Here is a 24,585-nt window from a genome sequence, read left to right as displayed (position 1 = left end):
GAGTTTTCTATTTTAATAGAGTTGAATTTTTGAAAAGGTTAAAACATGCTGAGTAAAGAAGAAATCTTGAAGATTGCAAAACTTTCCCGTTTGAAGATTTCGGATGCGGAAATTGAATCCTTCTCGGGTCGTTTGGACCAGCTCCTTCACTACATGGAAGACTTGAAGGCTTTGGATCTTTCGAATGTGGAACCGATGACGGGTGTCGAAGATGCGCCGACCGTTCTGCGCGAAGATGTTCCGCAGCCGTCGTTCACACATGAACAGGCGTTTGCGAATGCTCCGGAAGTCGAAAACGATCACTTCGTGATCCCGAAGGTTATCGGTTAATTTTTTATTCTAAAAAGAAGTCTATGGCAGTAGCTGTTCATTGCGTCGTTCCCGCACGGTACACGTCTTCCCGGTTTCCGGGAAAGCCTCTCGTCCCCATCTGCGGACGGCCCATGATTCTTCGCACGTTAGATAGAGCTGTCGCCGCCGGGTGTTTTAAGAGTGTCGTCTGTGCTACAGACGACATTCGTATTTTTAAAACGGTAGAAGAGGCTGGATATACAGCTGTCCTCACCGGTCCCGCTGTAACGGGTTCTGACCGAGTCAGCGAAGCCGCTGAAAAATTAGGCCTGGACCTGGTGGTGAATTTGCAGGGAGATGAACCTGTCGCGGACCTTCAGATGCTCCGCGATGTGGCAAAGGCCCTTGCCGAAGAACCGAACTCCTGGGTATCGGTCGCGGCTCCGCTCGCAGATGAAGATAGGGACTGTCTTTCCGTGGTCAAAGTCGAAATCGATTCTACGGATCATGCAGTCGAATTTATTCGAAAACTCCCGCCGGAACCGCGCAAGTGGTTCAGGCATGTGGGCGTGTATGCGTATTCTGCAGAAGCCCGTCAGGAATTCGCGAGTCTCCCGCAGTCGGAACTCGAAAAAGAACGTTCCTTGGAACAACTTCGCATATTGGGCAAAAGGCCCATTCGCATGGTTCATTGTACATCCCTTTCGGCATCGGTCGACTTACCGTCCGATGTGCAAAAGGTCGAATCCATCTTGAAACAAATGGAAGCAAATCAAAATGGAAAATCAATATAACGGTAAAACAAAGTTCATCGTCGTAACGGGCGGTGTGATTTCGGGGCTTGGAAAGGGTGTAGCTGCTGCGAGTATCGGCGCGCTTCTTTCGAATCGTCTTAAAGTGATTCCGGTCAAGTGCGATGGTTACTTGAATACGGATCCGGGTACGATGAACCCGACGGAACACGGGGAAGTCTATGTGTTGGATGACGGTGGCGAAGTCGATATGGACTTCGGTCACTACGAAAGATTTTTGAATGTCGTGGCGCGTTCGGAATGGAGCCTTACCATGGGTAAGGTCTTTAAGCTCATTCTTGAAAAGGAGCGCCGCGGGGATTACCTCGGTCACACGGTGCAGTTCATTCCGCACGTGACGAACGCCATCAAGGAACACTTCTTTGAAGTGGCGAACAAGGAAAACGCAGACGTTTTGCTGATTGAAATCGGCGGTACGGTCGGCGACCTTGAAAACCAGTTCTTCATTGAAGCCGCCCGTCAGCTTTCTCATGAAGTCGGCAATGAAAACTGCATGTACGTGCATTTGACCTATGTTCCGATTCCTTCGGGCGTGAAGGAACAGAAGTCCAAGCCGACGCAGATGTCCGTTCGCGAACTCAACGAACGCGGAATTTATCCGGATATCATCATCGCACGTTGCGAAGAATTCCTGAAGCCGCATATCAAGGAAAAGATAGGCCTGTTCTGCAACTTGCCGGCATCCCACGTGATTTCTGGCGTGGACGTGAAGCACGTTTACGAATGCCCGCTCGTTTACGACAAGGAAGGCATTCCGGAAATCCTCTTGAAGAAGCTTCGTATTTACGCACCTCCGAAACTCGACACGTGGAGCCGTCTTGTGGATACGATGAACCGCAACGACAGTAATCCGCGCAAGATTTTGAACGTCGCCATCGGCGGCAAGTACACACGCCTCGAAGATTCCTACGCAAGCATTGTCGAATCTTTGAATCACGCCGCAGCCCATCTCGATGTGCATGTGGAAATTCGCTGGATCGATACGGAAAAGTTGGAGCAGCATCCGGAAGAAGTCGAAGCGGACATGCAGGGCATTGACGCTGTCATCATTCCGGGCGGCTTCGGCACGCGTGGAATCGAAGGAAAGGTCGTCCTCATTCAGTATGTGCGTGAACACAATATTCCGTTCCTCGGCATTTGCTACGGCATGCAGCTCGCGGTGGTGGAATTTGCCCGTCACGTCTGCGGCATGAAGGACGCTGGCACGATGGAAACCGAATCTTCGAAGCATCATGTGCAGGATCCGGTGATCGCTTACTTGCCGGGTCAGGACAAGATCAAGGAAATGGGCGCAACGATGCGTCTCGGCGGTCATGACGTTATGATTCGCAAGGATTCCCTCGCCGAAAAGGTTTACGGCGCAACGGAAATCCGCGAACGTTTCCGGCATCGCTACGAAGTAAACCCGCAGTACGTGGAACAGCTCGAAAAGGGCGGTCTCGTGTTCTCGGGCAAGGCTAAAAATGAAGACATTATGCAGATCATGGAAATTCCGGGTCATCCGTATTTCATGGCTTGCCAGTTCCACCCGGAACTCAAGAGCTCCCTTCTGCATCCGGCGCCACTCTTCCTCGGCCTTTTGAAGGCGGCCGATGAACGCGCCTGAGAAAAAGGTCTTTATATTAGCACTCTTTCTTTTTGCCCTAGGTATTCTCGTTAAGGTTTCCCCGTGGGATCCTGTGCCGCAAATCGAGACGTTCTCGTACGCGGAACAGCCCCGGGAAGCTTTGAAAAACGAACACAATCCGAATGGATTCGTTCAAATCGAACAGTCCGGGCTAAAAGAGTCTGCAAAAACAGGGAATATTTCTCGAAATTCAAAAAAAACAAAGCCCGCGGTCCATTTTCCGATAGCGATCAACCGGGCAACGGCTGAGGAACTTTGCGCCATTCAAGGTGTTGGACCGAAGCTTGCGGAAAAAATGATTGCGTACCGTTCTTCCCATGGACGTTTTTCGGGACCTTCCGATCTGAAAAAAGTCTCCGGAATTGGAAAGAAAAAAGCGGAAAAAATCCTCACCTTTGTTATTTTTGACTAGTTTTAAGGGAAATAGGAACGTAAGTTTTTGATGCTATGGAAGATACAAAGTTACATCTAGGAATTGAAGCGGGCGAAGTTCTTCTCAAGGTGGCTCTCTATGACCCCAAGGATAAGAAAGTCGTCAAAACGGCTATTCTGAATACAGAGACGAATCCGCTGGATGACGTTTCTTCTTTCGAAGCGGCTTTACAGACTTGGCTTGCCGAAAATGAAGGCGTGCAGATCGACTCGGTTTCTTTGACCGTTTCGTCGTTCCGCGCCATTGTGCGTCAGCTGTTTGTACCTCCCGAAGCGAAGAACGTGCGGGAATACCTGCAGTGGTATTTGGGCAACCTGGTGAACGCCAACGTGGCGGACTATGTAATGGATTTTGTGGAACTGGGTGGTTCTGCAGAACTCGGTCGCACGGTTCTGATGATTGCAATGCGCAAGACCTGGGTGAACTCGGTCAGAAAGGGGTTCCGTAATCAACAGATTGCACCGAAGATTCTCGAAGTCGATGCGATTTCCTTGATGAATCTTTTGGAAGTGGGCGGTGTTCTCGATAACAAGCTCCAGTGCGTGATCAAGGCCGATGTGACCGGCGTGATGCTCATGTGGGCTTCGAAGGAAGACCTGCGCGCTCTGCGTTGCTGTTCGACTCTTGACCTCGCGGGCAAGGATCGCGAAGAAGCTTACGATCTTCTCTCCCAGAATATTGCTACGCAGGTGGAAGAGGCTGTTACTTCAAACGGTGTGGATGTGAACCAGTACTCGCTCTGTGGCGAACTTGCAAGCGATCTTCTTTTTGTGGAAAAGCTTCGCAATGCGCTTCATGGTGCGCAAATTTCGCTATTGGACTCCTTCCCGGAAATCCGTCTTCCAGTGGATGAAGAAAGTGCGAACCATGTGCTTTCTTGCGCGGGAGCCATTGGTGTAGCTTTGAGGGGTGCGAAACAATGATTGAACTGAACTTGATTGATGCCGTAACGCAATCCGCACCGAGTACTTCGATGCCGGTTAAGCCGGTTGCGGCTTCGACGCTGAAGAAGGGCAAACGTCCTCTGATGCTGTGGGTGGCTGCTGCGGTCGTGATGGCGATTTTGTTCTGTATTTTGAAAATCGCAGGCGTTCCTCATGTGCTGGAAGGCGTTTTACCGTCTCCGCTTGTGGCTGCTTTGGGAATTGAAGATCCGAGCCGTGCCGGGCCTGCGATGGAATCTCGCAGTGCTGGCCAGACGACCACGGCCGGTGGTACGATTGCGAGTCGCCGTGCAGAAGAAGAGGCCGCTGCCGTACGCAGATCCCAGTTGAGCTCTCCGGAACGCGTTGTGCAGGCTGTACAGCCGAGCATTTTCCCAACGGAAAAGCATGACGATTATGCATCCAAGCTTCCGATGCAAAAGGTTTTCTACCAGAAGGCGATGGCCGCGCAGATCTTCTCTTTTGTGAATGCGGTGACTCCGGAAGGTGTGAGCTTTGCTGACTTGATTTATGCGGCTCCGAACTATTACTTTATTCGTGGTGTTGCAGAAACCCCGGTGATTCAGCGTAGCTATTTAGAACGTTTGAAGATGGGTAGTTCTGAATTCAAGACTCCGGAACTCCCGGAAAACGCACCAGCAACGGCCGTGACGGTTTACGGTGTTTTGAACTCGAAGCCGGAATCCACCAATGGCTCTGTTCCATTTGTGAAGGATGCGGAAGTTTCGAAGGAACTCGAAGCGCTCCGTGGTCTTGATGCAAACAACCGCTTGCAACTTTCTGGCTTGACGCATCCGAAGGTTGAAGACTTCGGTGTTTATAAGAGCTACACGTACAACGTATCGACCAGAGCGGACTTCCAGACGGTTCTCGGCTTTGTGAACGCTCTTTCGAAGAGCCAGGTCCGCGTTGGCGTGGAAAAAATCAAGATGACTGCAGCTGGCAAGAAGGGTATCTCTACGGGGATGACTCTTGTCATTTATACTTCGAATTAATACATGGCCATTCGCATTACGGGCGGAACGTTTCGTGGTCGCCAAATCGCCTCGCCTTTGACATCGAAAACCCGCCCGACGGGTGCGATGGCGCGCGAGGCGCTTTTTAATATTCTCCAAGACGTTGAAGGCTTTCACGTGCTCGACCTTTTTGCGGGATCAGGCTGCGTGGGAATCGAAGCGGTGAGCCGTGGCGCAGAACGTGTGACCGCAGTCGAAAAGAACGGTGCCCAGGCACGTTCGCTGTCGGCTTCGTACAAGTCTTTGGATATTTCCGATAAACTTCATTTGTGTGTAACCGAAGCGCAGAACTTTTTACAGAAGGCTCTTGCTTCGGAAGAACGCTTTGACTTGATTTATGCGGATCCTCCGTTTACAGAGGCTTTCCCGGATCTGCGCCCGTTTTTACAGCTCTTGAAGCCTACGGGAACCGCTGTGTTTGAAGTTCCGTCGCGGAACGTTCCGGAGTGGACGACTGAAGGCCGAATCCGCCGTTATGGCGAAAGTTCGCTCGTCTTTTTCTCGGCATCTTTGTAAATTTGGGCTATGGAACGTATAGCCGTTTTTGCGGGATCTTTTGATCCTTTTACCGTTGCACATTTAGCCATTGTCAAAAGGGCCAGTGCTATTTTTGATCATGTAATCGTGGTCGTCGGAAAGAATGTTCAGAAGAATTCTCTTTTGAGCGTGGAAACGCGCATGCGTTTTGTTCAAAAGGCGACGGCGAATTTGAAAAATGTGACGGTCGATTCCTTTGACGGCTTGACGGTAGAATATATGAAAAACTCCGGGGCCAAGTTCTTGGTACGTGGAATCCGTTCCGCGGTGGAATTTGACGCGGAAAGAAATCTCGCGTGGAACAATCAGATGCTGTATCCGCAAGCGGAAACGGTCTTTTTACAGATTGAACCGGAACTCGCTTCGGTTTCGAGTTCTGCGGTACGCGAAATTTTGCACTTTGGTGGCGACGTCTCTAAGATGATCCCGGCGGAGTTTTTCCCCGACTTGATTTCCGAAATGGAGAAACATTAAATGTTTGGATTAAAACCCTTTCGTTATCTCTCATCTCCCATTCGCACATTGTTGATCATCAATCTGGTGGTCTTTGGCATTTGCAACTTGGCCAGAATATTCAACCTGGATGGAATTTATACCTACCTCGTCGGCTACGGGTCCTTGGTTCCGGTCGCCTATGAACAGATTTGGCGTTATTTGACCTATGCCTTTGTGCATGTGGATCTTTGGCACTTCCTCTTTAACATGCTTGCGCTGTGGATGTTCGGCGACGATGTGGCAATGGCGATTGGCTTTAGGCGCTTTTGGATTCTGTACTTGTTCTGCGCCGTTTTTGCGGGCGTGTTCAGCATTCCGTTCTATTTGTTCGGTGCGATGTCGCCGATGACCTTCATTATCGGGGCTTCGGGTGCTTTGATGGGCGTTTTTGTGGCGTATGCAAGGCTCTTTCCGGAACGTGGCATTTTGATGTTCTTCATTATTCCGATGAAGATCAAGCATGCGATTTGGATTTTCGTAGCGATGGATGTAATGTTTGCTGGTTCGGGCGATACGATTGCGCACTTTACGCATTTGGGCGGTATCGCTTCCGGATTCCTTTGTATGTATCTGTTCGACAACAGCATTTGGGACAAGCTCCGTGGAGAGTTTAAGGAACGCCGTCAAGGCAAGCCGGCCGGTACGCCGGATGATCCGCTCGAAGGCGAAGTCCGTTTTATGGACCGTCAAAAGCAGCTGGATATGATTTTAAAAAAAGTCAGTGAAGGTGGCGTAAATTCGCTTACGGAAGCTGAAAAGACATTCTTGGTGGAAGAAAGCGCTCGTCGCCGCGGTGGTCGTCGTTTTTAAGGAGTCTTATGAAAAAAGTTTTAGGATTTGGTGCAGCTCTTGTCGACATGCTCGCTCAGGTTGACGACGCTTGGATTCAGAAGGTCAAGCTGCAGAAGGGCGGTCAGTGCTCGGTCAATTATCCGACATTGAAGAAGATTATGGACCAGGTCGAAAATCCGCAGAGGGTTCCGGGAGGCGCTGCTTGCAATACGATGGTTGGCGTGGCAAAGCTCGGCGGTAAGGCTTCCTTTATTTCGAAGGTGGGCCGTGATGAACTCGGCGAACTTTTTGCAAAACACCTGGCGGAAAGCGGTGTCGAAAACCGGATGCTTTCTTCTTTGACGGCGACGGGAACGGTTCTTTCGGCGGTGACGCCGGATGCGGAACGCACTATGGTGACGTTCCTCGGAGCTTCGAACGAAGTAGTTGCTTCGGAGATCACTTCTGAACTTTTTGATAACGTCGGAATTCTTTACCTTGAAGGCTATCGCGCTTATGGTGAAGAATGCTTTGTGAAAACGGTACAGGAAGCCCGCAAGCGTGGCGTGATGACCGCTCTCGACTTTGGTGCCTTTGGCGTGGTGAACGATTGCCGCCCTCTTTTTAACAAGCTCTTTGCGGGCCGTGAACTTGACATTGTGATTGCAAACGAAGACGAAGCCAAGGCTTACACGGGTGAATCCGAAGAAGCGGCTCTCGAAAAGATTGCAAAGTTCTGTAAAATTGCCGTGGTGAAGCTTGGCAAACGTGGCGCTTTGATTTCGAAGGACGGCGTGGTGACGCGTATTCCGTGCGGTCCGGCCAAGGCTGTCGATACGACGGGTGCTGGCGACCTCTGGGCTTCGGGATTCCTTTACGGCATTCTTTCCGGCTGGGACATGGAACGCTCGGGCAAGCTCGGCAGTATCGTTTCGAACGAAGTGGTGCAGGTTGTTGGTGCAAAGATTCCGGAAGAAGGCTGGGCACGTATCCGTGAGGAAATGAAGCATGTCTAATGAAAGTGATCAGCTCGAATGGATGATGCTAGAAACTTTTGCGACGCCGGAAGAAGGCGAAGCATTGGCTGCTCTTCTCCAGGAAAATGCGATAGAATCAAATCTGGTGAACGATGCGAACATGGGCGGCGATCCGCTCGGGCTGGACTTTCAAAACCGTGGAGCGTCCTCTTGCATTGTGCGCGTCCACGCTAAAGACATCGACGCAGCCCGTCGCATTCTCGAAGCGGCTGTTCAGGCGGCTGCGGCAGAAGAAGCGGACAACGCAAGCCTTGAAATGCTTCAAAGTTTTAGCGATGAAGAGCTTCTTGAAATTTTGCAGAAGCCCGATGAATGGAATCCGGAAAATGTAATGCTTGCGAGGAAGATTCTTGCGTCGCATGGGAAAACTTATACTGAAACGGATTTGAAGCGTCTATTTGAAGAACGCATCGAAGCGCTGCGCAAGCCTCTCGAAGTCAAAAATTCAAGCCTTGCCTTTGCCTTTTTCGGCTGTGTGATTGCGCTTGTGGTGGCCGCTTTGCATTTTAGCTATGTCGGCGAAGCGAAGTTCCTTTATGCGCTTCTCGGCGGTGGCTTTTGTGCGTGCCTTTCGCTGATCGCGGGCATGAACTGGTGCAACCGTAAAAAGCGTCTGCCGAACGGCGAAAAGGTTCACGTTTTCGAAGCTTCTTTCCGTAAGAAGGCTATGGTGGAATTAATCGTGGCTGCGCTTTCGCTTGTGGCGGTCGTTGCAGAAATTTTTATCCGCACCGCTTAAAACTTTTAATGGACTCCGTCCGCATTTCCTTGCGGCATCAAGGCGTACCATTTTTGAATTTTTTCTTGAACCTCTGGAGAAAATCCCGGTTTGTTGTCGAGGATTTCTTCGGCGGTATCCAGAATGCGCTGGATGAGTTCTTTGTCTTGAATCCAGTCGAACCAGCGGAATACCCATGCACCGCTCTGTTCGGAGCCTTCGAGGTTTCCGGCGCCGCGGTCCTGCATATCCATTTCAGCGATTTCAAAACCGTTATCCGTACTTGCGAAGCGGGAAAGCCTTTCGTGTGCGGGGCTAGTCTGCGGCACGATGAGAAAACACCAGGCGTCTTGATTACCACGGCCCACACGTCCGCGGAGCTGGTGCAACTGGGCAAGTCCAAAACGCTCCGGGGCGTCGATGACCATGAGGTTTGCTTCCGGAACGTTCACGCCGACTTCGATCACAGTCGTGGCGACGAGAACCTGAATTTTGCCCGATGCAAATTCGTTTAAAATGCGATCGCGCTCTTCTTCGTCCATTTGACCGTGGATTGCTCCGACCTTCCATTCGGAGGTGAACGAGGAAAGTTCTTCGGCGACTTCATCGACGCTTTTCGCTCCGCCTTCGTCATCGATTTCCACACGGCTCACGACCCAGTAAAGACGGTTGCCTGTTTTCACTTCTTTGAGTAAAAACTTTTTCATGTCGTCGCGCTTTGTCGGGTCGACGAGGCGCGTTTTCACAGGCTTTCTTCCGGCGGGCTTTTCGTTCAAAACAATCGGAGTCAAGTCACCGTAAAGGGTCATGGCGAGGCTTCGTGGAATGGGCGTTGCGCTCATCACGAGCAGGTCGGGAAAATGTCCTTTTTTGAGGAGCGCTTCGCGTTGGTTTACGCCAAAGCGGTGCTGCTCATCGATGACGACAAAGGTGAGGTTCTGAAAAAGAACGTCTTTGGAAAACAGCGCATGGGTTCCGATGACGACTTGCGTCATGCCCATTTGAAGTTCCCCGGAAATGGTCTTTTTTTCGGTGGCGCTGCACGCTCCGAGAAGAAGGGCCGTGCGGATGCCTGCTTTGTCGAAGAAAGGTTTTAAGCTTTTGTAATGCTGTCGAGCGAGAATGTCGGTCGGAGCCATTAGGGCACACTGTTCGCCGCCTTTGGCGACGGCGAGCATGGCGAGCATGGCGACGACCGTTTTGCCGCTGCCGACGTCTCCCTGGAGCAGGGCGTGAAACTGCTTTTTGCCGCGGAGTCCTTCACAGATCTGGTCGACAGCTTTCGACTGCCCAGCGGTAAGCGTAAACGGTAAAGAGGCTTTGGCATCGGCGATTGCGGAATCGTTTAGAGTGCGGGCTTGTCCGCGAAAGGCGAGGCTTCGACGGCGCACGTTCATGCGCAGACAGAACGGCAGGAGTTCTAGCTTTTTCAGCTGGAGCTTTGCCTGCATCGCTTCGGCGAAAGTCTTTGGCATGTGCAGGCTCTTTAAGTTCTGCAGCACGGGCTTTAATCCCATAAACTCGGTAAGTTCCGCTGGGGGAGCGTCCGGAACGGAAAGGTTCGGCATGGCGAAAACTTTCGGGTATAGCGTCCGGAAAAACTTTTGTTCGATCTTTGCCGAGTGTTCTTCTTCCGTAATCGTGTAGACCGGTTCAATACCGCCCGAAAAATCTTCGTCGTCGCCCATGCGCTGCATTTCGGGATGCACCAGCTGTAAACCGCGGTAGTTGCCGAGCTTGCCAATAACGCACCAGCGCGTTCCCACGGAAATCGTTTTTGCCCAGTGACGAGCACCGCGGAAAAAGACAAGGCTCACCTGACCTGTACCGTCGTCGAGAACGGCCATGTAGCGGGAAGTCCTACCGGGGATAAATCCGGCCCGGGTAATTTTACCGATGAGAATCACATTCTCTCCGACATGGCTTTCGGATAATTTGTTCAAACGCGTGCGGTCTAGCCAGGTGCGAGGAATATTGTAAAGAAGATCCGAAACGGAGCGAAGCCCGGAAGCGTTGAGTGCTTTGAGCCGTTTCGGTCCGAGGCCTGGGAGAGTTGACAAGTCCATGTGAAAAAAATACCTATATTTTTTGAAAACCAAAAGGATTTCTATGAAAAAGATTCTTGCGATGCTGCTCCTGTTTTCTGCATTTCTTTTTGCCGGCAACTTGACGGTGGAAGGAAAGCTTGCAGAGATTCCGGGCAAGATGCCGCCTAACGATCTTTACAACTACGTCTATGTGTTCAAGTACAAAGTGACGAAGGTGGTGGAAGGAAAATTCGAAGGCAAGGAAATCCTCGTCGGCGTTTACAATCCGCTGATCGCCCGTGGCCAGGTGAAAGACAAGATGGCCGACAAGGCGAAGGGCGACGTGCGCGCTTTCAAGGCGGGCGACAAGCATACGCTCAAGCTCGTGAAGCTCGATGACAATTACGACGGCGCCGTGGAAGACGAATATTTTGACGACGAATCCGAACGTTATTTGGCTGTGGAAGTTTTGAAGGCGAAGTAAGCTTCGATGGTCTTTTCTTCCCAGATTTTTTTGTTCTATTTTCTTCCGCTCTTTTTTGCGGGATATTATCTGCTGGTGTGGCGTAAGGCGCGCCATTCCACGCTGAATTTTTTCATCACCGTTTTCAGTTACCTTTTTTACGGCTGGATGGAACCTTGGCTTGTGCTGCTCATGTTCGGCACGACCTTTGTGAACTATCTTGCGGGGCGTTCGATTTCGGCTTTGGGAGCTTCCAATACACAGCGGAACCTTGCCCTGTTGCTGTCGGTGATTGTGAACCTGGGAACTCTCGGATTCTTTAAGTATTACATGTTCACGATGGGCGGTGTGAATGCCCTTGTGGAACTTTTGGGTGGTGAGCCGTTTTCGGTTTTGCGCGTTTTATTGCCGGTGGGTATTTCGTTCTACACCTTCCAGGCAATGAGCTATACGATTGACGTGTGGCGTGGCGATGCGCCTCCGGTGAAAAACTTTGCGACTTTTGCCTGCTATGTTTCGCTTTTCCCGCAGCTGGTGGCGGGTCCGATTGTGCGTTACAATACGGTCGCGGAAGAACTCGATACGCGTGAACATACCGCGGAAAATTGGATGCAGGGCATGACGTATTTCTGCATCGGTTTTGCCAAGAAGATCTTGATTGCAAATCAGGTCGGTGCGATTGCGGACCGCGTTTTTGAAGCGGCGGATCCGGGCGTTTTGAATTCTTGGTGGGGAAGCGTCGCTTACATGATGCAAATCTACTTTGATTTTTCGGCGTATTCGGATATGGCGGTGGGCCTTGGGCTCATGCTCGGATTCCACTTTCCGCGGAACTTTAATGGGCCGTACCGTTCGGCGAGCATTTCGGAATTCTGGAGCCGTTGGCATATTTCGCTGACCCGTTGGCTGCGCGATTACCTGTACATTCCGCTCGGCGGGAATCGCGTTTCGAAGCGTCGCACGTATGTGAACCTATTTTTAGTTATGTTCGCGTCTGGCGTGTGGCATGGAGCCGCAATGACGTTTATCTGTTGGGGACTTTACCACGCTTTCTTTATGATCGTGGAACGCTTTAATGGAAAGCAGGCGCTTTATTCCAAGGCTCCGAAGATAGCGCAGATTTTGCTCACGCAGATTATTGTGCTGTTCGGCTGGGTGCTCTTCCGCTCTCCGGATATCGCGTCGGCTGTTCACATGTGGGGTTCGATGCTCGGACTTGTGCCGGTGAATCCTGCAAATCCGATTCTCACGGCAGAAATCTTTACGCCGACTACGATCGTGTTTATGGCGATTGCTTTTATTTTCGCGGTGTCGCCGTTCCGCGCTTTTGACTGGTGCCAAAAAATCAGCCCGGTCCGAACGATTGTTGCCTTTGCGCTTTTTGCGTTTGCCGTGTTAGCGCTATTTACACAAACGTATAATCCGTTCCTGTATTTCCAGTTTTAAGGAATGTAGAATTTTTTTTATTAGTGTCCGGTAAAAAATATAGCCAAAAATAAAAATGGCAGGCTCCTCAGACGAAGAACCTGCCCGTTTTGTTTTTACCTTGTAATTACCACAAAACAAAGGGAAACAAAACGCTATGGCCAAAAGTACATTTTTTACCGGACAGCCGGTCTTCGCGCAACTCTGCAAGTATCTCGACAGGGACGAAATCCTCAGAATCAGCACGGAATCCGGCGGAGAACGCTACAGAAAGTCCTTTGACGCATGGACTCACCTGCTTTCGATGCTCTATGCGGTCGTGATGCGGTTCGATTCCCTGCGGGAGATAGAGGCGTCTGCGCTGACATTCGTGAGCAGAATGCCGCACCTGCAGATGAGCTGCGTGCCCAAGCGGAGTACGCTGGGGGACGCCAACGCGAAGAGAAGCGAGTCCATCTTCGGGGACACCTATTTCAGCCTGCTAAGAGCGCACAGAAGCCGACTTTTACCGGACAGCCGCCTCAACGGGCTGCCCGGATGGCTGGGACGGCTCAAAATCATCGATTCCACAACGGTGACGCTGTTCTCCAACCTGGTTTTCAGGGGTGTCGGCAGGGACCCGAAAATTGGAAAGAAGAAAGGCGGCATAAAGGTCCATACAGTCATCAGCGCGAACGAGGGGGTTCCCGGCGACATCAAGTTTACTTCCGCGGCCACCCACGACAGCTTCATGCTCAAGCCATGCGACTTTGACGACGGCGACGTGCTCGCCATGGACCGCGCCTACATCGACTATGAAAAGCTGGAGGATCTGACGCAGCATGGCGTTACCTACGTGACCAAGATGAAAAGAAACCTGACCTACGAGACGGTCTCGGAGAGCGTCCTGCTCGACGATGGCAGGTACCGGAACAGGTCGGTCAGGGACGTCGTGTTCCACAAGGGCGCTACAACGCATAGGGCCCGGATTATCTCGTACACCGAGACCAAGACTTCGAGGAGAGGGAGCAAGGAGCAGGAGGTCCAGCTGCTGACAAACAGCCACGATCTCGGCGTGGATGAAGTTATCGCCATCTATCAAAGGCGCTGGCAGATCGAATCGCTTTTCAAGCAACTTAAGCAGAACTTTCCCCTGCGCTACTTCTCTGGGGTGAGCGAGAACGCCATCAAGACCCAGATCTGGGTAACCCTCATCGCGAACCTTCTCCTGACCCTTGTGCAGCGCAGCCTTGAACGGCGCTGGAGCTTTTCCGGACTTGCGACAATGATGCGAATAATCCTGATGCTCTACATTGACATGTTTGACTTTTTTGAACATCCCACAAGGGACTGGGAACGCATGCTGCAGCATCCACCTTGCCCATCGTAGCGTCCAAATTTCTAGGGAGGGGGCTTGCAACGGCAAAGTCAAAGTCTAGACCGCGTAAATTCTGGGGTCTAGACGTTCTGAAAATTTTCTCCGGACACTAATAAATTTTTTTATTTGATTTGTTGTAGTTTTGGATAGGCTCTGGCGGCGGAATTCTGCTTGCAAGCCTTATTTGAATTGAAAAAAGATCTTTTGCTATATCCCCGATGGAATTTGGGAGTTCTTATGGCAAGAGGTCTTTTTTTTATGGGAGCGAAAATGAAAAAAGATGAAAGTCATGAGATTGTCGCGTTAAATTCATTGACAGCGACAGGCATTGAGAAGATGATTCTTGTCATTCGCGATAAACAAGTGCTACTTGACCGTGATTTGGCAATGCTTTATGGAGTGGAAACTCGAGCCATAAATCAGGCTGTTAAGAGAAATTTGGAACGGTTTCCAGAAAGAAATTGTTTTCAATTGACTCGTGATGAATTGCCTGATTCTTTAAAATCACAGATTGTGATTTTAAACGAAAGTGGTAATAAGCGCGGTTTGCATGTAAAAAAATGCCCTTTGCATTAACAGAACAAGGCGTTGCCATGCTATCAGCTGTACTTCGTAGTAAAACGGCCATTCAAGTGAGTATAGCTATTATGGATGCTTTTGTATCCATGCGCCATTTTATGATGCAAAATGGTGGCTTTGTCAATCGTCTATCAAATGTCGAAGCGAAAATGATAGCTCAAGATGAACGAATTTTTGCGCAAGACAAGAAAATACTTGAACATGATCAAAAGTTGGACGCAGTTTTTGAAGCGATGGATAGGGGAGAATTGCAGTCAAAGGGCTTATTTTACAATAATCAGGTTTTTGATGCCTATGTGTTCGTGTGTGGCTTGATTAGGCAGGCCAAAAAGAGGATTGTCCTAGTCGATAGATATGTGGACGAGAAAACTTTGGCAATGATGCTTAAACGAGAAAAAGGTGTTTCTGTAACTATTTATACTTATGATAAAAGTAAAGTTTTTGAGGTTGATTTGTCGGTGTATAATGCTCAGTATGCTGAATGTCCTATAGAGATTTTACCCAGTTATGGAATGCATGATCGATTTTTGTTTATCGATGATACTGCATATCATTTTGGCGCATCTCTTAAAGATTTAGGTGCTAACACGTTCTTTTTTAGTAAGGAAGATTTTACTTTGGATGAAGTCTTGAAGAAAAGTAATGAAATCGCGAAAGAAAAAGCGCAGAATGAAAAATGCTAGTTGTCGTTTTGTGTCATTTGATTAAACTATTTTTTATGAAGGAATTAACGAAATGAATGAAAAAATAAAAATTATTGAAAAATCGTTAAAAGAACTCGGCTTTGCTGCTGAACCGGGATTTTTATCAGTGATTCTAGATAAGTATGTCTCTATGGGTGGGCGCTTTTCGTATTGTGGAACCATGGATAAAAAATTGCATTTGGAACTTGATGATGAGTTCCAAATACTTGATAATATAGCGTATTCTATGGGATTGGAATTTGTTGGCTTTAAAAGCTAAAAGAAATTAGTTTTGCGTCTTGCAAATTTGCTGGATTGTTTGGGTCTTTGATACGAATGTTGGAAATGTTTAAAGATCTTTCGGTTGTTGCCAAATTCAACAAAGATGAGGTATTTGCAAATGTTGCCCATTTTTCATCATTGATAATGCATACAAAAGAAAAATTACTGTTAAAAGTTCGGTTGTAAACATAAGAGAAAACTTTCCAAGGATTTTCTATGCCCCACATGCCACGAACGCGCATATATGTTATGCCTAGGGGATCGACCTTATTGATATGGCCGAGTTCTCGTGATTCGGCAAATTCAATTGAAGGAATGCTTTCTACGGATTCTTTGATGGTATTCTTTATTCTCAAATAACAGGATTCGTCTGCGCAATAATCCATGCCATAGACTATGCTCAATTGCTTTAGTCGGTTGCTTTGCACGAATCCGACAATATACATGATGTCTTTGCTTTTCCATGCTTCAGCGTTTTTGCAAGCTTGGCTTATCATTGAACTGCTAGCAAACAGTTTGTTTTTGGGGTAACTGCTGTTTAATGCTAGTGCAGAATTGGGAGTTTCTATTTTCTTGACTTCAATCGCGTCCCCTTCTCGTAACATGGCGTCTGGTGGATTGGAATTATTTCCTAAATAGGAAAATGTTTCACCGATCTTTTCTAGCCTTTGAGCTCCTTCAATATCGAATGTTCCTGCAAAAAGGTCTTTGACGTATTCTTCCAAACCATCACCGGAATTGTTAGCTCTATTGTTTCCCGCAGTATTTTCAAGAAGGGAATTGTTTTTGTAATTCACGAGATTGATGATTGCATCAATGATATTGCTCATTTCAAATCCTTTTTGATTTGCATTGCCATAGCGTAGGCAAGATTAACAGGAACTGCATTGCCGATGACTTTATAGCCAATAGAAACATCTTTATAGATGAACTTGTAATCGTCAGGAAATGTTTGAATTCTTGCACATTCGCGAACGCTTAATCGTCTATATTCTGATTCGTGACCTGGTGCGAAAATTTGTTTGTTCTTTTCGACCTTGACCATTTTGGGTGCTTTGGGATGAAGTGGAGCTTGTCGTCCGCCCGCTTGAATTGTAAATGAAGGCTCGTCCCAGCTACGCACTCTATTGCGTGACATAAATATGGGGGAGAATCCTCCCGTCATATATTCATGATTGGGAATGCTTAAGTCTTTATTTGCTTTGTTGAATTTTTGGGCGGGAACGGCTTCAGGCAAATCGCCAATAGCTTCCTTTAGATTTGGTTTATGTTCTAAAGGTTCTGGATGAATGAATTTTTTGTTTAAATCTTTTCTGTAACCAACGATGATGACTCGTTCTCTGTCTTCGGGAACATTGTAATCATTTGCATTGACGAGCTTCCAGGAAACATTATATCCGGCTTCTTCGAATTTATTTAAAAACTCCTGGAATGATTTATAATGTCTAGAGCTAAGAATCCCTGATACGTTTTCGCATAAGAAAAACTTCGGTTGTTTCGCTTTTAATACGCGAATGTAGTCATAAAACAATTGCCCTCGTTTGTCGTTTATTCCTCTTCCTGCTCCAGCTTCGCTCCAACTTTGACAAGGTGGACCACCGAGAATTCCATCGCAATCTGGAATCTCGTTTTCAGAAATCTCCGTTATACTTCTATGATCTAAAGGAACGTTAGGATAATTGGCTTCGAAAGTTGCCCATATGGATTTGTCGTATTCGTTTGCCCATATGATTTTAAATCCAGCGTTTTCAAAACCTTTGTCTAGTCCACCGCATCCCGAGAAGAGAGAGACTATTTTAAAAGCTGTTTTTGCCACTGCTCGCTCCGTGTTGAAAGTGAACGAGTTCACTCTCGCGGGAGCGGTTCTGGCCGATTCGCTTGGCCGGGGTGCGGACAAAAAAAGAAAGGGCGGGGAGCCGACTCACTCCTCGCCTAAAAGCGCGACATTTTCAAAAGAATACAATAGCTCGCGACATGCCTGCCGAAGATTGCTTCGCCAGATTCTATCGCCCTATCGCTACGCTCCAGGGCTCCAGAATGACAGGCTCGCAATAACGCAGCACATTTCCCCAGAACATACACTACGCTCAGGGTACACTACGCCCGTGCAATACACGGGCTGTGGCGAGTCATTGTCTTATTCTTTCTGTTCGTGAAAGTGTCTAGTTTTCAAGAGAAGAACAAGAGCGATACTCAACGAGCGTTCACCCTCGTTCTTGCAGACTCTTCCAAGCTTTTTCTGGATATAAAAAAGGCGTGGAGTTGAATGCACTTACCTCTTGAAGGCCTAGACTGCCCGAACAAAATAAGCGCAAACAACTCACGCCCCATAAAGGCCGCTTGCCTACAGGCAGATTTACAAAATATGCATGTACCAAAACGATGCGGCAGGCTTGCGCCGGTCGCAGACGTGAGCGTTCGCCTTATTCTCCTTGTTCGTGAAAGTGTCTAGTTTTCAAGAGGAGAACAAGAGCAAAAACTCTATTTTCCCAAAATATAGATTTTTGTATTTCAAAAAAAATGAAAAAAAGATTTCGGGTGCTTTTTTTTACCGATGAAAAAACTCGCTAAAACAGGCGATGGATATGTATTGAGAGGATAGAAACCAAAACGAATGCTTTTGCTTCCGTTCTCGCTTCTAAAAGGCCAAATTCCTAGCCTTACAATTCGTGGTAGTACGGGCAGATGTTTTCGTAATGGCCGTCTTTCATTCGAAACCCTTTAGGGATGGTGCCGAGCTGGACAAATCCGAGACGTTCGTACAGGTGGCGCGCATGAGTGTTGCTTTCGACAACGGCATTGAACTGCAAGACTCCAAATCCGTGCTTTTTAGCCTGTTCAAGGCAGTCCTTCACGAGCATTTCGCCGATATGCTTGCCTCTGGATTCTGAAGAAACCGCATAGCTTGCATTAGAAATGTGACCGCAACGGCCCACGTTGTTCGGGTGCAGAATGTACAGGCCGAAAACTTTGCCTTTTTCTTCGGCAACGGCGCCACAGCGCCGCCCTATGGCTAAAGTTATTGGTTCCTTTTTGATGCACGGTTTGGCAAAATGGACGTATTAATCTGAAATCCTGACTATATCATAGGCATCGAAATTAGTTGTTGCTAGGTATTCGGTGGCATTATTATCGAATTTCTTGTTGGTAACATAAACAAAAATTACAGTATTTCCGTGGGCGATTTTACTTTCAATGCTTAAATCTGTTAGACGATGCCTTAAGGCTTCGTTTGTTGAAGATGTCTGAAGTTTTTGTACTGACTCAACATCTTTAAACCATTGCATTACACCTGCAAATTCTCGTATTTTAGTATCACCAGACTGAGCTTCATTTGACGGGGAAAATTCTGATTGAAATACGTAAATTTCATTTTCTTGTTCATTGACCCATATTGCATCAATTCCTTTATCCCTTGGACCATCTACAACGGCATCAACACTTTCAAGCTCAGTTAGTTTGAAAATATTTCTTAGGAACCAAATTAAAAATGCGCTGTTGTCAACTCTATAATCTGCTTTATAAAGGTTGACTTCTTCTCGGATTTTTGCTGAAATTTCTGTGATAGATAGATTAGACATTTGGTATTGACCTCGAATACGTTAGAATCTGCGAGATGAGCGTTCTGCTTTGAACAATGGGGCAGAAGGGAATACAGAAGGTTTCAATACACGGCTTGTTAGATCTAATGGAAGATCCTTCACCACTGGCTATAAACCAGGCTAGTGCCATATAATACCTCCGATACCGAGCCCCAAAATATGCTAAAAGAATAAAACCGAATCTTCTTTTTTTTTCTTACAATATGTTGCGAGGTATAGGAGAGGCTAAGTTTTTAGCCCAATTTGGCGCGAATTGCTCTATATTTTAGCATATGCAGCACAAATACCGTACAAGAATCCAGGGCGAATCCCTGCAGGCAAAGATTCGTGAATATGAATTCAAAATTCTAGAGCAAGTGATTTTTCCCTTGTATTTCGGAATTGTAAGTCTTTTTGCTTGGGGACTTAGCTTGGGATGGATGACGTTTAATTATATCACGGCGACTATTTGTACGATCGTGATGCTTTTCTTTATTATTCGCAGCTACAGAAAAATCAAAAAGCTTCGCTGGACTTTGGATAAATACCGTAAAGGGCTGGAAGGGGAGCGTTTGGTAGGTGAAACCCTGAACCAGTTAAGCGGCGATACGACTTATGTATTCCATGATATTCCGGGAGAACGCTTTAATGTGGACCACATTATTGTGAGCACACGAGGCGTATATGTCATTGAAACCAAGCACTTTGATCGCAATCTGTGTCATGAATTCTTTTTTGACGGTTCGATGGTGTATCGTCTGCTGAAAAATGGCAAGCGTTTTCCTTGTCCCAAGTTATTGCCGCAAATCGATGGGGAAGCGCAATTCATCCGTCAGGAAATTGAAAAGCGAGCAGAGATCAAATTGCCGGTTATTAAGGTGGCGATTTTGATCGGCTCTTTTATTCATAATGATGGTAAATTGAATGATTATTGGCTACTCAATGAAAAAGCTTTCGTAAAGTTCTTCAAAGCACAGAAAGAAATTTACGACAAGACTCTCGTCAATACAATCGCGAATCAGATTCGCGAAATGGTGAAGATTGACGTGGATGGCTAAATTTTGTTGAATTTGTCGTTAGAAATTCTGCGTTGGTGTAGAGTAATCACAAGCTGAACGATTTCAAGGTCTATATTTTCGCGATACGTGGTTGATCATCCGATTATTCCCCTCAGTGTAGGATTAAAAATCCCCTGTACGAAAAAATTCGGAACGAAGCGTTTCATTTGTTTGTTATCTTCTGCTTGCTGTGAATAGAATTGTTCTTTACATCCTTCTTTTTTTCGCGGGTATGGTCGCCGCTCAAGAGAACGCTCGTACGGAAGCTCTTGAAAGAACGATTCTTTTTTACGGCATGGTGCAAGATTCTTCTTTTGCGCCAGGCGAAAAGCTCAATGTGGAAATCCTCGAGACCGGAGAAGCGATCCAGACAGTCGTCGGGGAAAACTTTTTTGTAAAACTTCCCGAAGATACGCTCTGGAATGTCTGCGTTACGAATTCGGATACGTCAGGGGCAGAAAAAGAAAAATGCTATGAGCTAGTGTATCACGGTCAAGACAGTGTCTTTAGCATAGCGCTTGGCGACAGTGCTGTTATTGCGAGTGAAACTTTACGAGACTCTGCAACTTGTTGCAGTAGTCAAGTTATCCTTTCCGAGGATTTACGAGACTCTGCAACTTGTTGCAGTAGTCAAGTTATCCTCTCCGAGGATTTACGAGACTCTGCAACTTGTTGCAGTAGTCAAGTTATCCTCTCCGAGGATTTACGAGACTCTGCAACTTGTTGCAGTAGTCAAGTTATCCTCTCCGAGGATTTACGAGACTCTGCAACTTGTTGCAGTAGTCAAGTTATCCTCTCCGAGGAGAAAAAATCCGACGTAAACGTCGACGACCTCTTGGCGGCCTCGAATTCCCGAGTGACAGAAATGAAGAAGGTCGTGGTGCAGCTTCGGCGCCGGCCCAAGCGCAAGGCTGGCGAATCTGTCGTCACGGCAAAGAGCATCAAGCGCATGCCGGGCCTTGCCGAAGCGGACGTGATCCGGAGCATTCAGGCCCTCCCGGGTGTTGTCGCGAGTTCGGACTTTAGCACAAAGATTTATGTGCGCGGTGGTGCTGCGGACCAGAACCTTTTTCTTTACGACAACTCGGTCGTTTATTCTCCGACGCATTTCTTTGGACTTTTTAGCACGTTCCTGGTAGAAACGATTGACGAAGTCCAATTCTACAAGAGCGGTTTCCCGGCGCAGTACGGCAACCGCTTGAGTTCCGTCCTCAAAATGGATGGCCGTGCCGGGGGCTCGGATTCTGTGGAAGAATGGCTTTCGAAAACGAGCGTGAAAATCAGTACCTTTGCAGCCCAGCTCCATACGGAAGGCCACATGGGAAATGCCCGTTGGGTCGTGGCCGCACGTCAAACCTATATCGGATACATGCTTGCTTTATTGCGCTGGCTAGATGCGGTTGATCTAGATGTGGATTATGAATTTACGGATATTCAAGGAACTTTCCTGTATGATTTTGATCCGGATAATCGATTGAAATTCAGCTTTTATGTGGGCTGGGATAAGCTGGCCTTCGATCCGCTTTACATGGATTGGGGAAACGTCGCCATTCCGATCAATTACTTCCATCGCGATGGAAACTGGGAATACAACGCGACTCTTGCCTTTAGCCGATTCTACCAGACAATGCAAGTTTCGGACATGATCGATATCGGCATGGACCTCTTTACTTATGCGGGAAAGCAATGGATCAATTATAAAGGGTTTGACGATCACACGTTGACTTTTGGTTATGATCTGGAATATGACCAGTCTGAATTTTATGAACATGCGATGAGCGTAAAGCTTGTCGATCATCAGTATCCGTTCCATCATGTGGGATATTTGCAAGATGCCTGGAGATTAGCGGCGGATTGGACCCTGACTTACGGCGTGCGTTTGAATTACCAGACTCTTGCCGAACATTTTGGCGTGGAACCGCGAGCTTCCTTGGTCTGGCAGATGACCGACCGTCAACGCTTTGAACTTTACGGCGGACGCTATTTGCAGTATATGAATTCAATCATGTTCAGCGATCAGGAATCCTTGAACGAATTTTACTATCCGATCGTAACGACTTCGGATGGTCGCCATATGAAGCCTGCTAGTTCTTACCTTTTTGCTTTGGAATATTCACATCGGGACTTCATTTTCAATGGTTACAATTTTACGGCCGGAGCCTATTACAAAACGCAAAAAGATCTAAAGACATTCACCATGGCGCAAGATTCGACGGATGAAACGACGAGCGATGATTTTGTGATGGCGGATTATTTTGGAACGGCTCGGGGTTATTCTTTGGGTTACGAGCTTTCGCTGCGTAAAGATGAAGGCTCGTGGTTTGGAGGCATTAACTGGAGTCAGAGCGTGAGCGTTGTCCGCTCGGATGACGGCACGGATGCTTATTTTCCGAATTGGCATCAACCTTATGCGCTTAAAATGGATGCGGGCTTGAACTGGCGCGGTAAAAATGGAATGTTTGCCCCGAATGCAAAGACTTATTTCCGCTCGTCCATTATTTTGAAGTATTCGGCGGGAATGCCGATGACGAATTACGTGGGTTATTTTTATGAAGATCGTGTCGATCCGCAAGTCTATTCGGATGCGATTCAGGTGGTCCCGGGAGGCCGAAACGAAGGCCGCCAATCGGATTACTTCCGCATCGACGTGAAAGTGGTGGATTGGGGAAAAGAAAATAAATGGAATTTTAGTTGGACAATTATCAATTTGACAAATCATGAAAATCTGTTCTATAGTTTCTACGATACGAGCGAGAACCCTCCAAAGAAAACGAATATTTATCAGTTCCCTTATTTGCCGGTGATGCTGAACTATGAGTATTATTTCTAAACCGTGTCGTGTCGAACGTCTCCCGTGTCATTGCGAGCGCAGCGAAGCAATCTCTTTCCGCGTCCTCGCGATTTTCTTCTGCGCGTTCCTTTTCTCGTCCTGTAGCGATTTCGACGGCCCCTGGTCTTTTTACCCGGAAGATTCTGTTGCCTACAAGGGCATTTATACGCACGGCTATGTGGTCGCCGGTCAAAAACCTCATATCTGTTTTTCAAAACTCTATAACCTCGATGAATCCGCTTCGGAAAATTTTGCCTTTTACGACAGCGCCGCTGTGACGGTTTCTGGAAAATTCTCAAATGGGGATACGCTTGTAGAACTTTCTAGCATTTCGAATAAGCCGAACTGCTTTACGACAAATGCCGAAGCTTTGGGAGTTGTCGGGGAATCCTACACGATGAACGCGGCGTTCAAGTGGGACAGTGCCGGGGAAAAGGTGAAATCGCAATATTCTGGCGTGGCGAAAATCCCGACAAAGCTCTCGGCAAAGAGCATCACGCCGCCGGGCAAAAAAGTCGTCAGCGACCAGAAACCGATTCTCAATACACATGAATACTTGGACTTCGATTACCAAGAATATCCTTATGATGCTTACACCTACAACATCGGCATGGATTACGATACGACCGTTCAAGGCATGCTCTTGACGCTTGCATACAATGCGGACAGCGATTCGAACGGCGAATCCATGAATACAACGATGTTCCATATGCTCGAATCCTTCCTCGACGAAGATTCTTCTGGCTACTATGGCTTTACGATGCTCGATGCGACGGAAAAGACCCGCTTGTTCGGCTTTGAGTCTCGCTTAAAAATCGGTGACTTCTACAATCTCGATACGATGTTCATAACGGGAATGCAACTGCCGATTGGAAAGTCCACAATCAAAATTTATGCTGTCGATCAAGCGTATGCCGATTATCAAAACTACCTGCTCGAAAGCTTTGAAGATCCGCGTGTGAAATCGCGAACGAACATCGAAAATGGAAACGGTGTTTTTGCGGGGATGCTCGTGGATTCCGTTTTGATGAATATTCACTCGGACGATTACATTACTTACAGCTATGCACGCGTTTATGGTTGCGATAATCACAAGGATGCCGATGGGGATGAGGATCCTTGGAATACCAAGTACTGCCGACTTTTCCAGGAAACTTATTGCTCGGATTCTTCGACGGTCGTGAAACCGATCCCGACGTGTTATCCTGTGGCTGTAAAACTTGCGATGTTGCACGATAGCTCTTCGTGGTCGGTATATTTGCCGGATACGCTTTCGAAAGTTTCGGCCAAGCAGGAGGCTTATGCGGATGGCCTAAAGCGATACTGTGTTTCTAGCAATTTCAAAAGTACATCGATTGCAGATTGTGGACAAATCTATGAAGAATGTCAGGTTGCACTCGACAGCAATTCATGCAAGGATTACATTTGGAAGTGGTGCTCGGATCGCGATTGGGATCTTTCGGCTTATCCGCAATGTGGAACAGCGCTTGTCAGTGAATTCTATAGCAAACAGCTGAATTCCAGCGTTCTTCAAAGAGTTGTCGATCTTTGGTGCAAAGAAAACGAAAATGATCCGCAGTGCAAAAGGGAATGATGATGAACAGGAAAAGTAAAATGCC

At 47.6% G+C, this 24,585-nt stretch carries 24 protein-coding genes and 1 pseudogene; 20 read left to right on the top strand and 5 right to left on the bottom strand.

The window, feature by feature from the left end; translation table 11 throughout:
• Positions 1-45: 45 nt before the first annotated feature.
• The 11 genes from gatC to BGX16_RS00965 all read left to right on the top strand — a co-directional run bounded on the left by gatC (position 46) and on the right by BGX16_RS00965 (position 8,702).
• A complete protein-coding gene (gatC, locus tag BGX16_RS01015; RefSeq protein ID WP_100424392.1) occupies positions 46-330 on the top strand; it encodes an Asp-tRNA(Asn)/Glu-tRNA(Gln) amidotransferase subunit GatC in 285 nt (94 codons plus the stop codon).
• A 23-nt stretch (positions 331-353) separates the two neighbouring features.
• The gene (locus tag BGX16_RS01010) at positions 354-1,085 is read left to right on the top strand and encodes a 3-deoxy-manno-octulosonate cytidylyltransferase (protein ID WP_100424391.1); all 732 of its coding nucleotides are present in this window, start codon (positions 354-356) and stop codon (positions 1,083-1,085) included.
• Positions 1,069-2,709, top strand: a complete 1,641-nt coding sequence (gene pyrG / locus BGX16_RS01005) for a glutamine hydrolyzing CTP synthase (RefSeq protein WP_100424390.1) — start codon at positions 1,069-1,071, stop codon at positions 2,707-2,709. The genes BGX16_RS01010 and pyrG overlap by 17 nt, the downstream gene beginning before the upstream one ends.
• Complete coding sequence (locus BGX16_RS01000) at positions 2,696-3,142, top strand: ComEA family DNA-binding protein (protein ID WP_100424389.1); 447 nt, start codon at positions 2,696-2,698, stop codon at positions 3,140-3,142. Before pyrG ends, BGX16_RS01000 begins: the two co-directional genes overlap by 14 nt.
• Positions 3,143-3,177: 35 nt before the next feature.
• Positions 3,178-4,086, top strand: coding sequence for a type IV pilus biogenesis protein PilM (locus BGX16_RS00995; protein WP_100424388.1), 909 nt, complete (start codon positions 3,178-3,180; stop codon positions 4,084-4,086).
• Positions 4,083-5,102 carry a hypothetical protein gene (locus tag BGX16_RS00990; RefSeq protein ID WP_100424387.1) on the top strand — a complete coding sequence of 340 codons (1,020 nt, stop codon included), beginning with the start codon at positions 4,083-4,085 and terminating at the stop codon, positions 5,100-5,102. Before BGX16_RS00995 ends, BGX16_RS00990 begins: the two co-directional genes overlap by 4 nt.
• A 3-nt stretch (positions 5,103-5,105) precedes the next feature.
• Positions 5,106-5,639: a 16S rRNA (guanine(966)-N(2))-methyltransferase RsmD gene (rsmD, locus tag BGX16_RS00985; RefSeq protein ID WP_100424386.1), complete on the top strand. Its 534-nt coding sequence runs from the start codon at positions 5,106-5,108 to the stop codon at positions 5,637-5,639.
• A 9-nt stretch (positions 5,640-5,648) separates the two neighbouring features.
• On the top strand, positions 5,649-6,134 hold the full coding sequence (gene coaD / locus BGX16_RS00980) for a pantetheine-phosphate adenylyltransferase (protein ID WP_100424385.1): 486 nt from the start codon (positions 5,649-5,651) through the stop codon (positions 6,132-6,134).
• Between the two features lie 87 nt (positions 6,135-6,221).
• The gene (locus BGX16_RS00975) at positions 6,222-6,965 is read left to right on the top strand and encodes a rhomboid family protein (RefSeq protein WP_157797797.1); all 744 of its coding nucleotides are present in this window, start codon (positions 6,222-6,224) and stop codon (positions 6,963-6,965) included.
• Positions 6,966-6,973: 8 nt separating this feature from the next.
• Positions 6,974-7,942 carry an adenosine kinase gene (locus tag BGX16_RS00970; protein WP_100424383.1) on the top strand — a complete coding sequence of 323 codons (969 nt, stop codon included), beginning with the start codon at positions 6,974-6,976 and terminating at the stop codon, positions 7,940-7,942.
• Positions 7,935-8,702, top strand: a complete 768-nt coding sequence (locus BGX16_RS00965; RefSeq protein WP_100424382.1) for a hypothetical protein — start codon at positions 7,935-7,937, stop codon at positions 8,700-8,702. The genes BGX16_RS00970 and BGX16_RS00965 overlap by 8 nt, the downstream gene beginning before the upstream one ends.
• 5 nt (positions 8,703-8,707) lie before the next feature.
• Here the strand turns inward: BGX16_RS00965 and BGX16_RS00960 are convergent, their stop codons facing one another.
• Entirely contained in the window at positions 8,708-10,747 is a 2,040-nt protein-coding gene (locus BGX16_RS00960) for an ATP-dependent DNA helicase RecG (protein ID WP_100424381.1), read from the bottom strand.
• Positions 10,748-10,790: 43 nt separating this feature from the next.
• Between BGX16_RS00960 and BGX16_RS00955 the strand changes: the two genes are divergently transcribed.
• The 6 genes from BGX16_RS00955 (at position 10,791) to BGX16_RS00935 (ending at position 15,495) form a co-directional block, all read left to right on the top strand.
• Positions 10,791-11,192, top strand: a complete 402-nt coding sequence (locus BGX16_RS00955) for a hypothetical protein (protein ID WP_100424380.1) — start codon at positions 10,791-10,793, stop codon at positions 11,190-11,192.
• Positions 11,193-11,198: 6 nt separating this feature from the next.
• Positions 11,199-12,617 carry an MBOAT family O-acyltransferase gene (locus BGX16_RS00950; RefSeq protein ID WP_100424379.1) on the top strand — a complete coding sequence of 473 codons (1,419 nt, stop codon included), beginning with the start codon at positions 11,199-11,201 and terminating at the stop codon, positions 12,615-12,617.
• 136 nt (positions 12,618-12,753) lie between these two features.
• The gene (locus BGX16_RS00945; protein WP_100424378.1) at positions 12,754-13,965 is read left to right on the top strand and encodes an IS4 family transposase; all 1,212 of its coding nucleotides are present in this window, start codon (positions 12,754-12,756) and stop codon (positions 13,963-13,965) included.
• A 225-nt stretch (positions 13,966-14,190) separates the two neighbouring features.
• The gene (locus tag BGX16_RS14920; RefSeq protein ID WP_241899386.1) at positions 14,191-14,529 is read left to right on the top strand and encodes an ORF6N domain-containing protein; all 339 of its coding nucleotides are present in this window, start codon (positions 14,191-14,193) and stop codon (positions 14,527-14,529) included.
• The gene (locus BGX16_RS00940; protein ID WP_241899385.1) at positions 14,514-15,215 is read left to right on the top strand and encodes a phospholipase D-like domain-containing protein; all 702 of its coding nucleotides are present in this window, start codon (positions 14,514-14,516) and stop codon (positions 15,213-15,215) included. The genes BGX16_RS14920 and BGX16_RS00940 overlap by 16 nt, the downstream gene beginning before the upstream one ends.
• A 52-nt stretch (positions 15,216-15,267) precedes the next feature.
• Positions 15,268-15,495, top strand: coding sequence for a hypothetical protein (locus BGX16_RS00935; RefSeq protein WP_100424377.1), 228 nt, complete (start codon positions 15,268-15,270; stop codon positions 15,493-15,495).
• On the opposite strand, the gene BGX16_RS00930 is transcribed toward BGX16_RS00935, so the two are convergent.
• The 4 genes and pseudogenes from BGX16_RS00930 to BGX16_RS00915 form a co-directional block, all read right to left on the bottom strand.
• Complete coding sequence (locus tag BGX16_RS00930; protein ID WP_100424376.1) at positions 15,485-16,327, bottom strand: NgoPII family restriction endonuclease; 843 nt, start codon at positions 16,325-16,327, stop codon at positions 15,485-15,487. The genes BGX16_RS00935 and BGX16_RS00930 overlap by 11 nt on opposite strands.
• On the bottom strand, positions 16,324-17,313 hold the full coding sequence (locus BGX16_RS00925) for a DNA cytosine methyltransferase (protein ID WP_100426696.1): 990 nt from the start codon (positions 17,311-17,313) through the stop codon (positions 16,324-16,326). Before BGX16_RS00925 ends, BGX16_RS00930 begins: the two co-directional genes overlap by 4 nt.
• An 844-nt stretch (positions 17,314-18,157) precedes the next feature.
• Positions 18,158-18,490, bottom strand: a pseudogene (locus BGX16_RS00920) (N-acetyltransferase family protein); the annotation flags it as partial.
• A gap of 69 nt (positions 18,491-18,559) precedes the next feature.
• Entirely contained in the window at positions 18,560-19,078 is a 519-nt protein-coding gene (locus BGX16_RS00915) for a hypothetical protein (protein WP_100424374.1), read from the bottom strand.
• 293 nt (positions 19,079-19,371) lie between these two features.
• Here BGX16_RS00915 and BGX16_RS00910 point away from each other — a divergent pair, with 293 nt between their 5' ends.
• The 3 genes from BGX16_RS00910 (at position 19,372) to BGX16_RS00895 (ending at position 24,560) form a co-directional block, all read left to right on the top strand.
• Positions 19,372-20,136: a nuclease-related domain-containing protein gene (locus BGX16_RS00910; RefSeq protein WP_100424373.1), complete on the top strand. Its 765-nt coding sequence runs from the start codon at positions 19,372-19,374 to the stop codon at positions 20,134-20,136.
• 232 nt (positions 20,137-20,368) lie between these two features.
• On the top strand, positions 20,369-22,966 hold the full coding sequence (locus BGX16_RS00900; protein WP_241899384.1) for a TonB-dependent receptor plug domain-containing protein: 2,598 nt from the start codon (positions 20,369-20,371) through the stop codon (positions 22,964-22,966).
• Positions 22,950-24,560, top strand: a complete 1,611-nt coding sequence (locus BGX16_RS00895) for a hypothetical protein (RefSeq protein ID WP_100424372.1) — start codon at positions 22,950-22,952, stop codon at positions 24,558-24,560. The genes BGX16_RS00900 and BGX16_RS00895 overlap by 17 nt, the downstream gene beginning before the upstream one ends.
• Positions 24,561-24,585 lie beyond the last annotated feature (25 nt).

The sequence above is a fragment of the Hallerella succinigenes genome (assembly GCF_002797675.1).
Lineage (GTDB): Bacteria > Fibrobacterota > Fibrobacteria > Fibrobacterales > Fibrobacteraceae > Hallerella > Hallerella succinigenes.
This window is presented reverse-complemented; position numbering and strand designations above follow the sequence as displayed.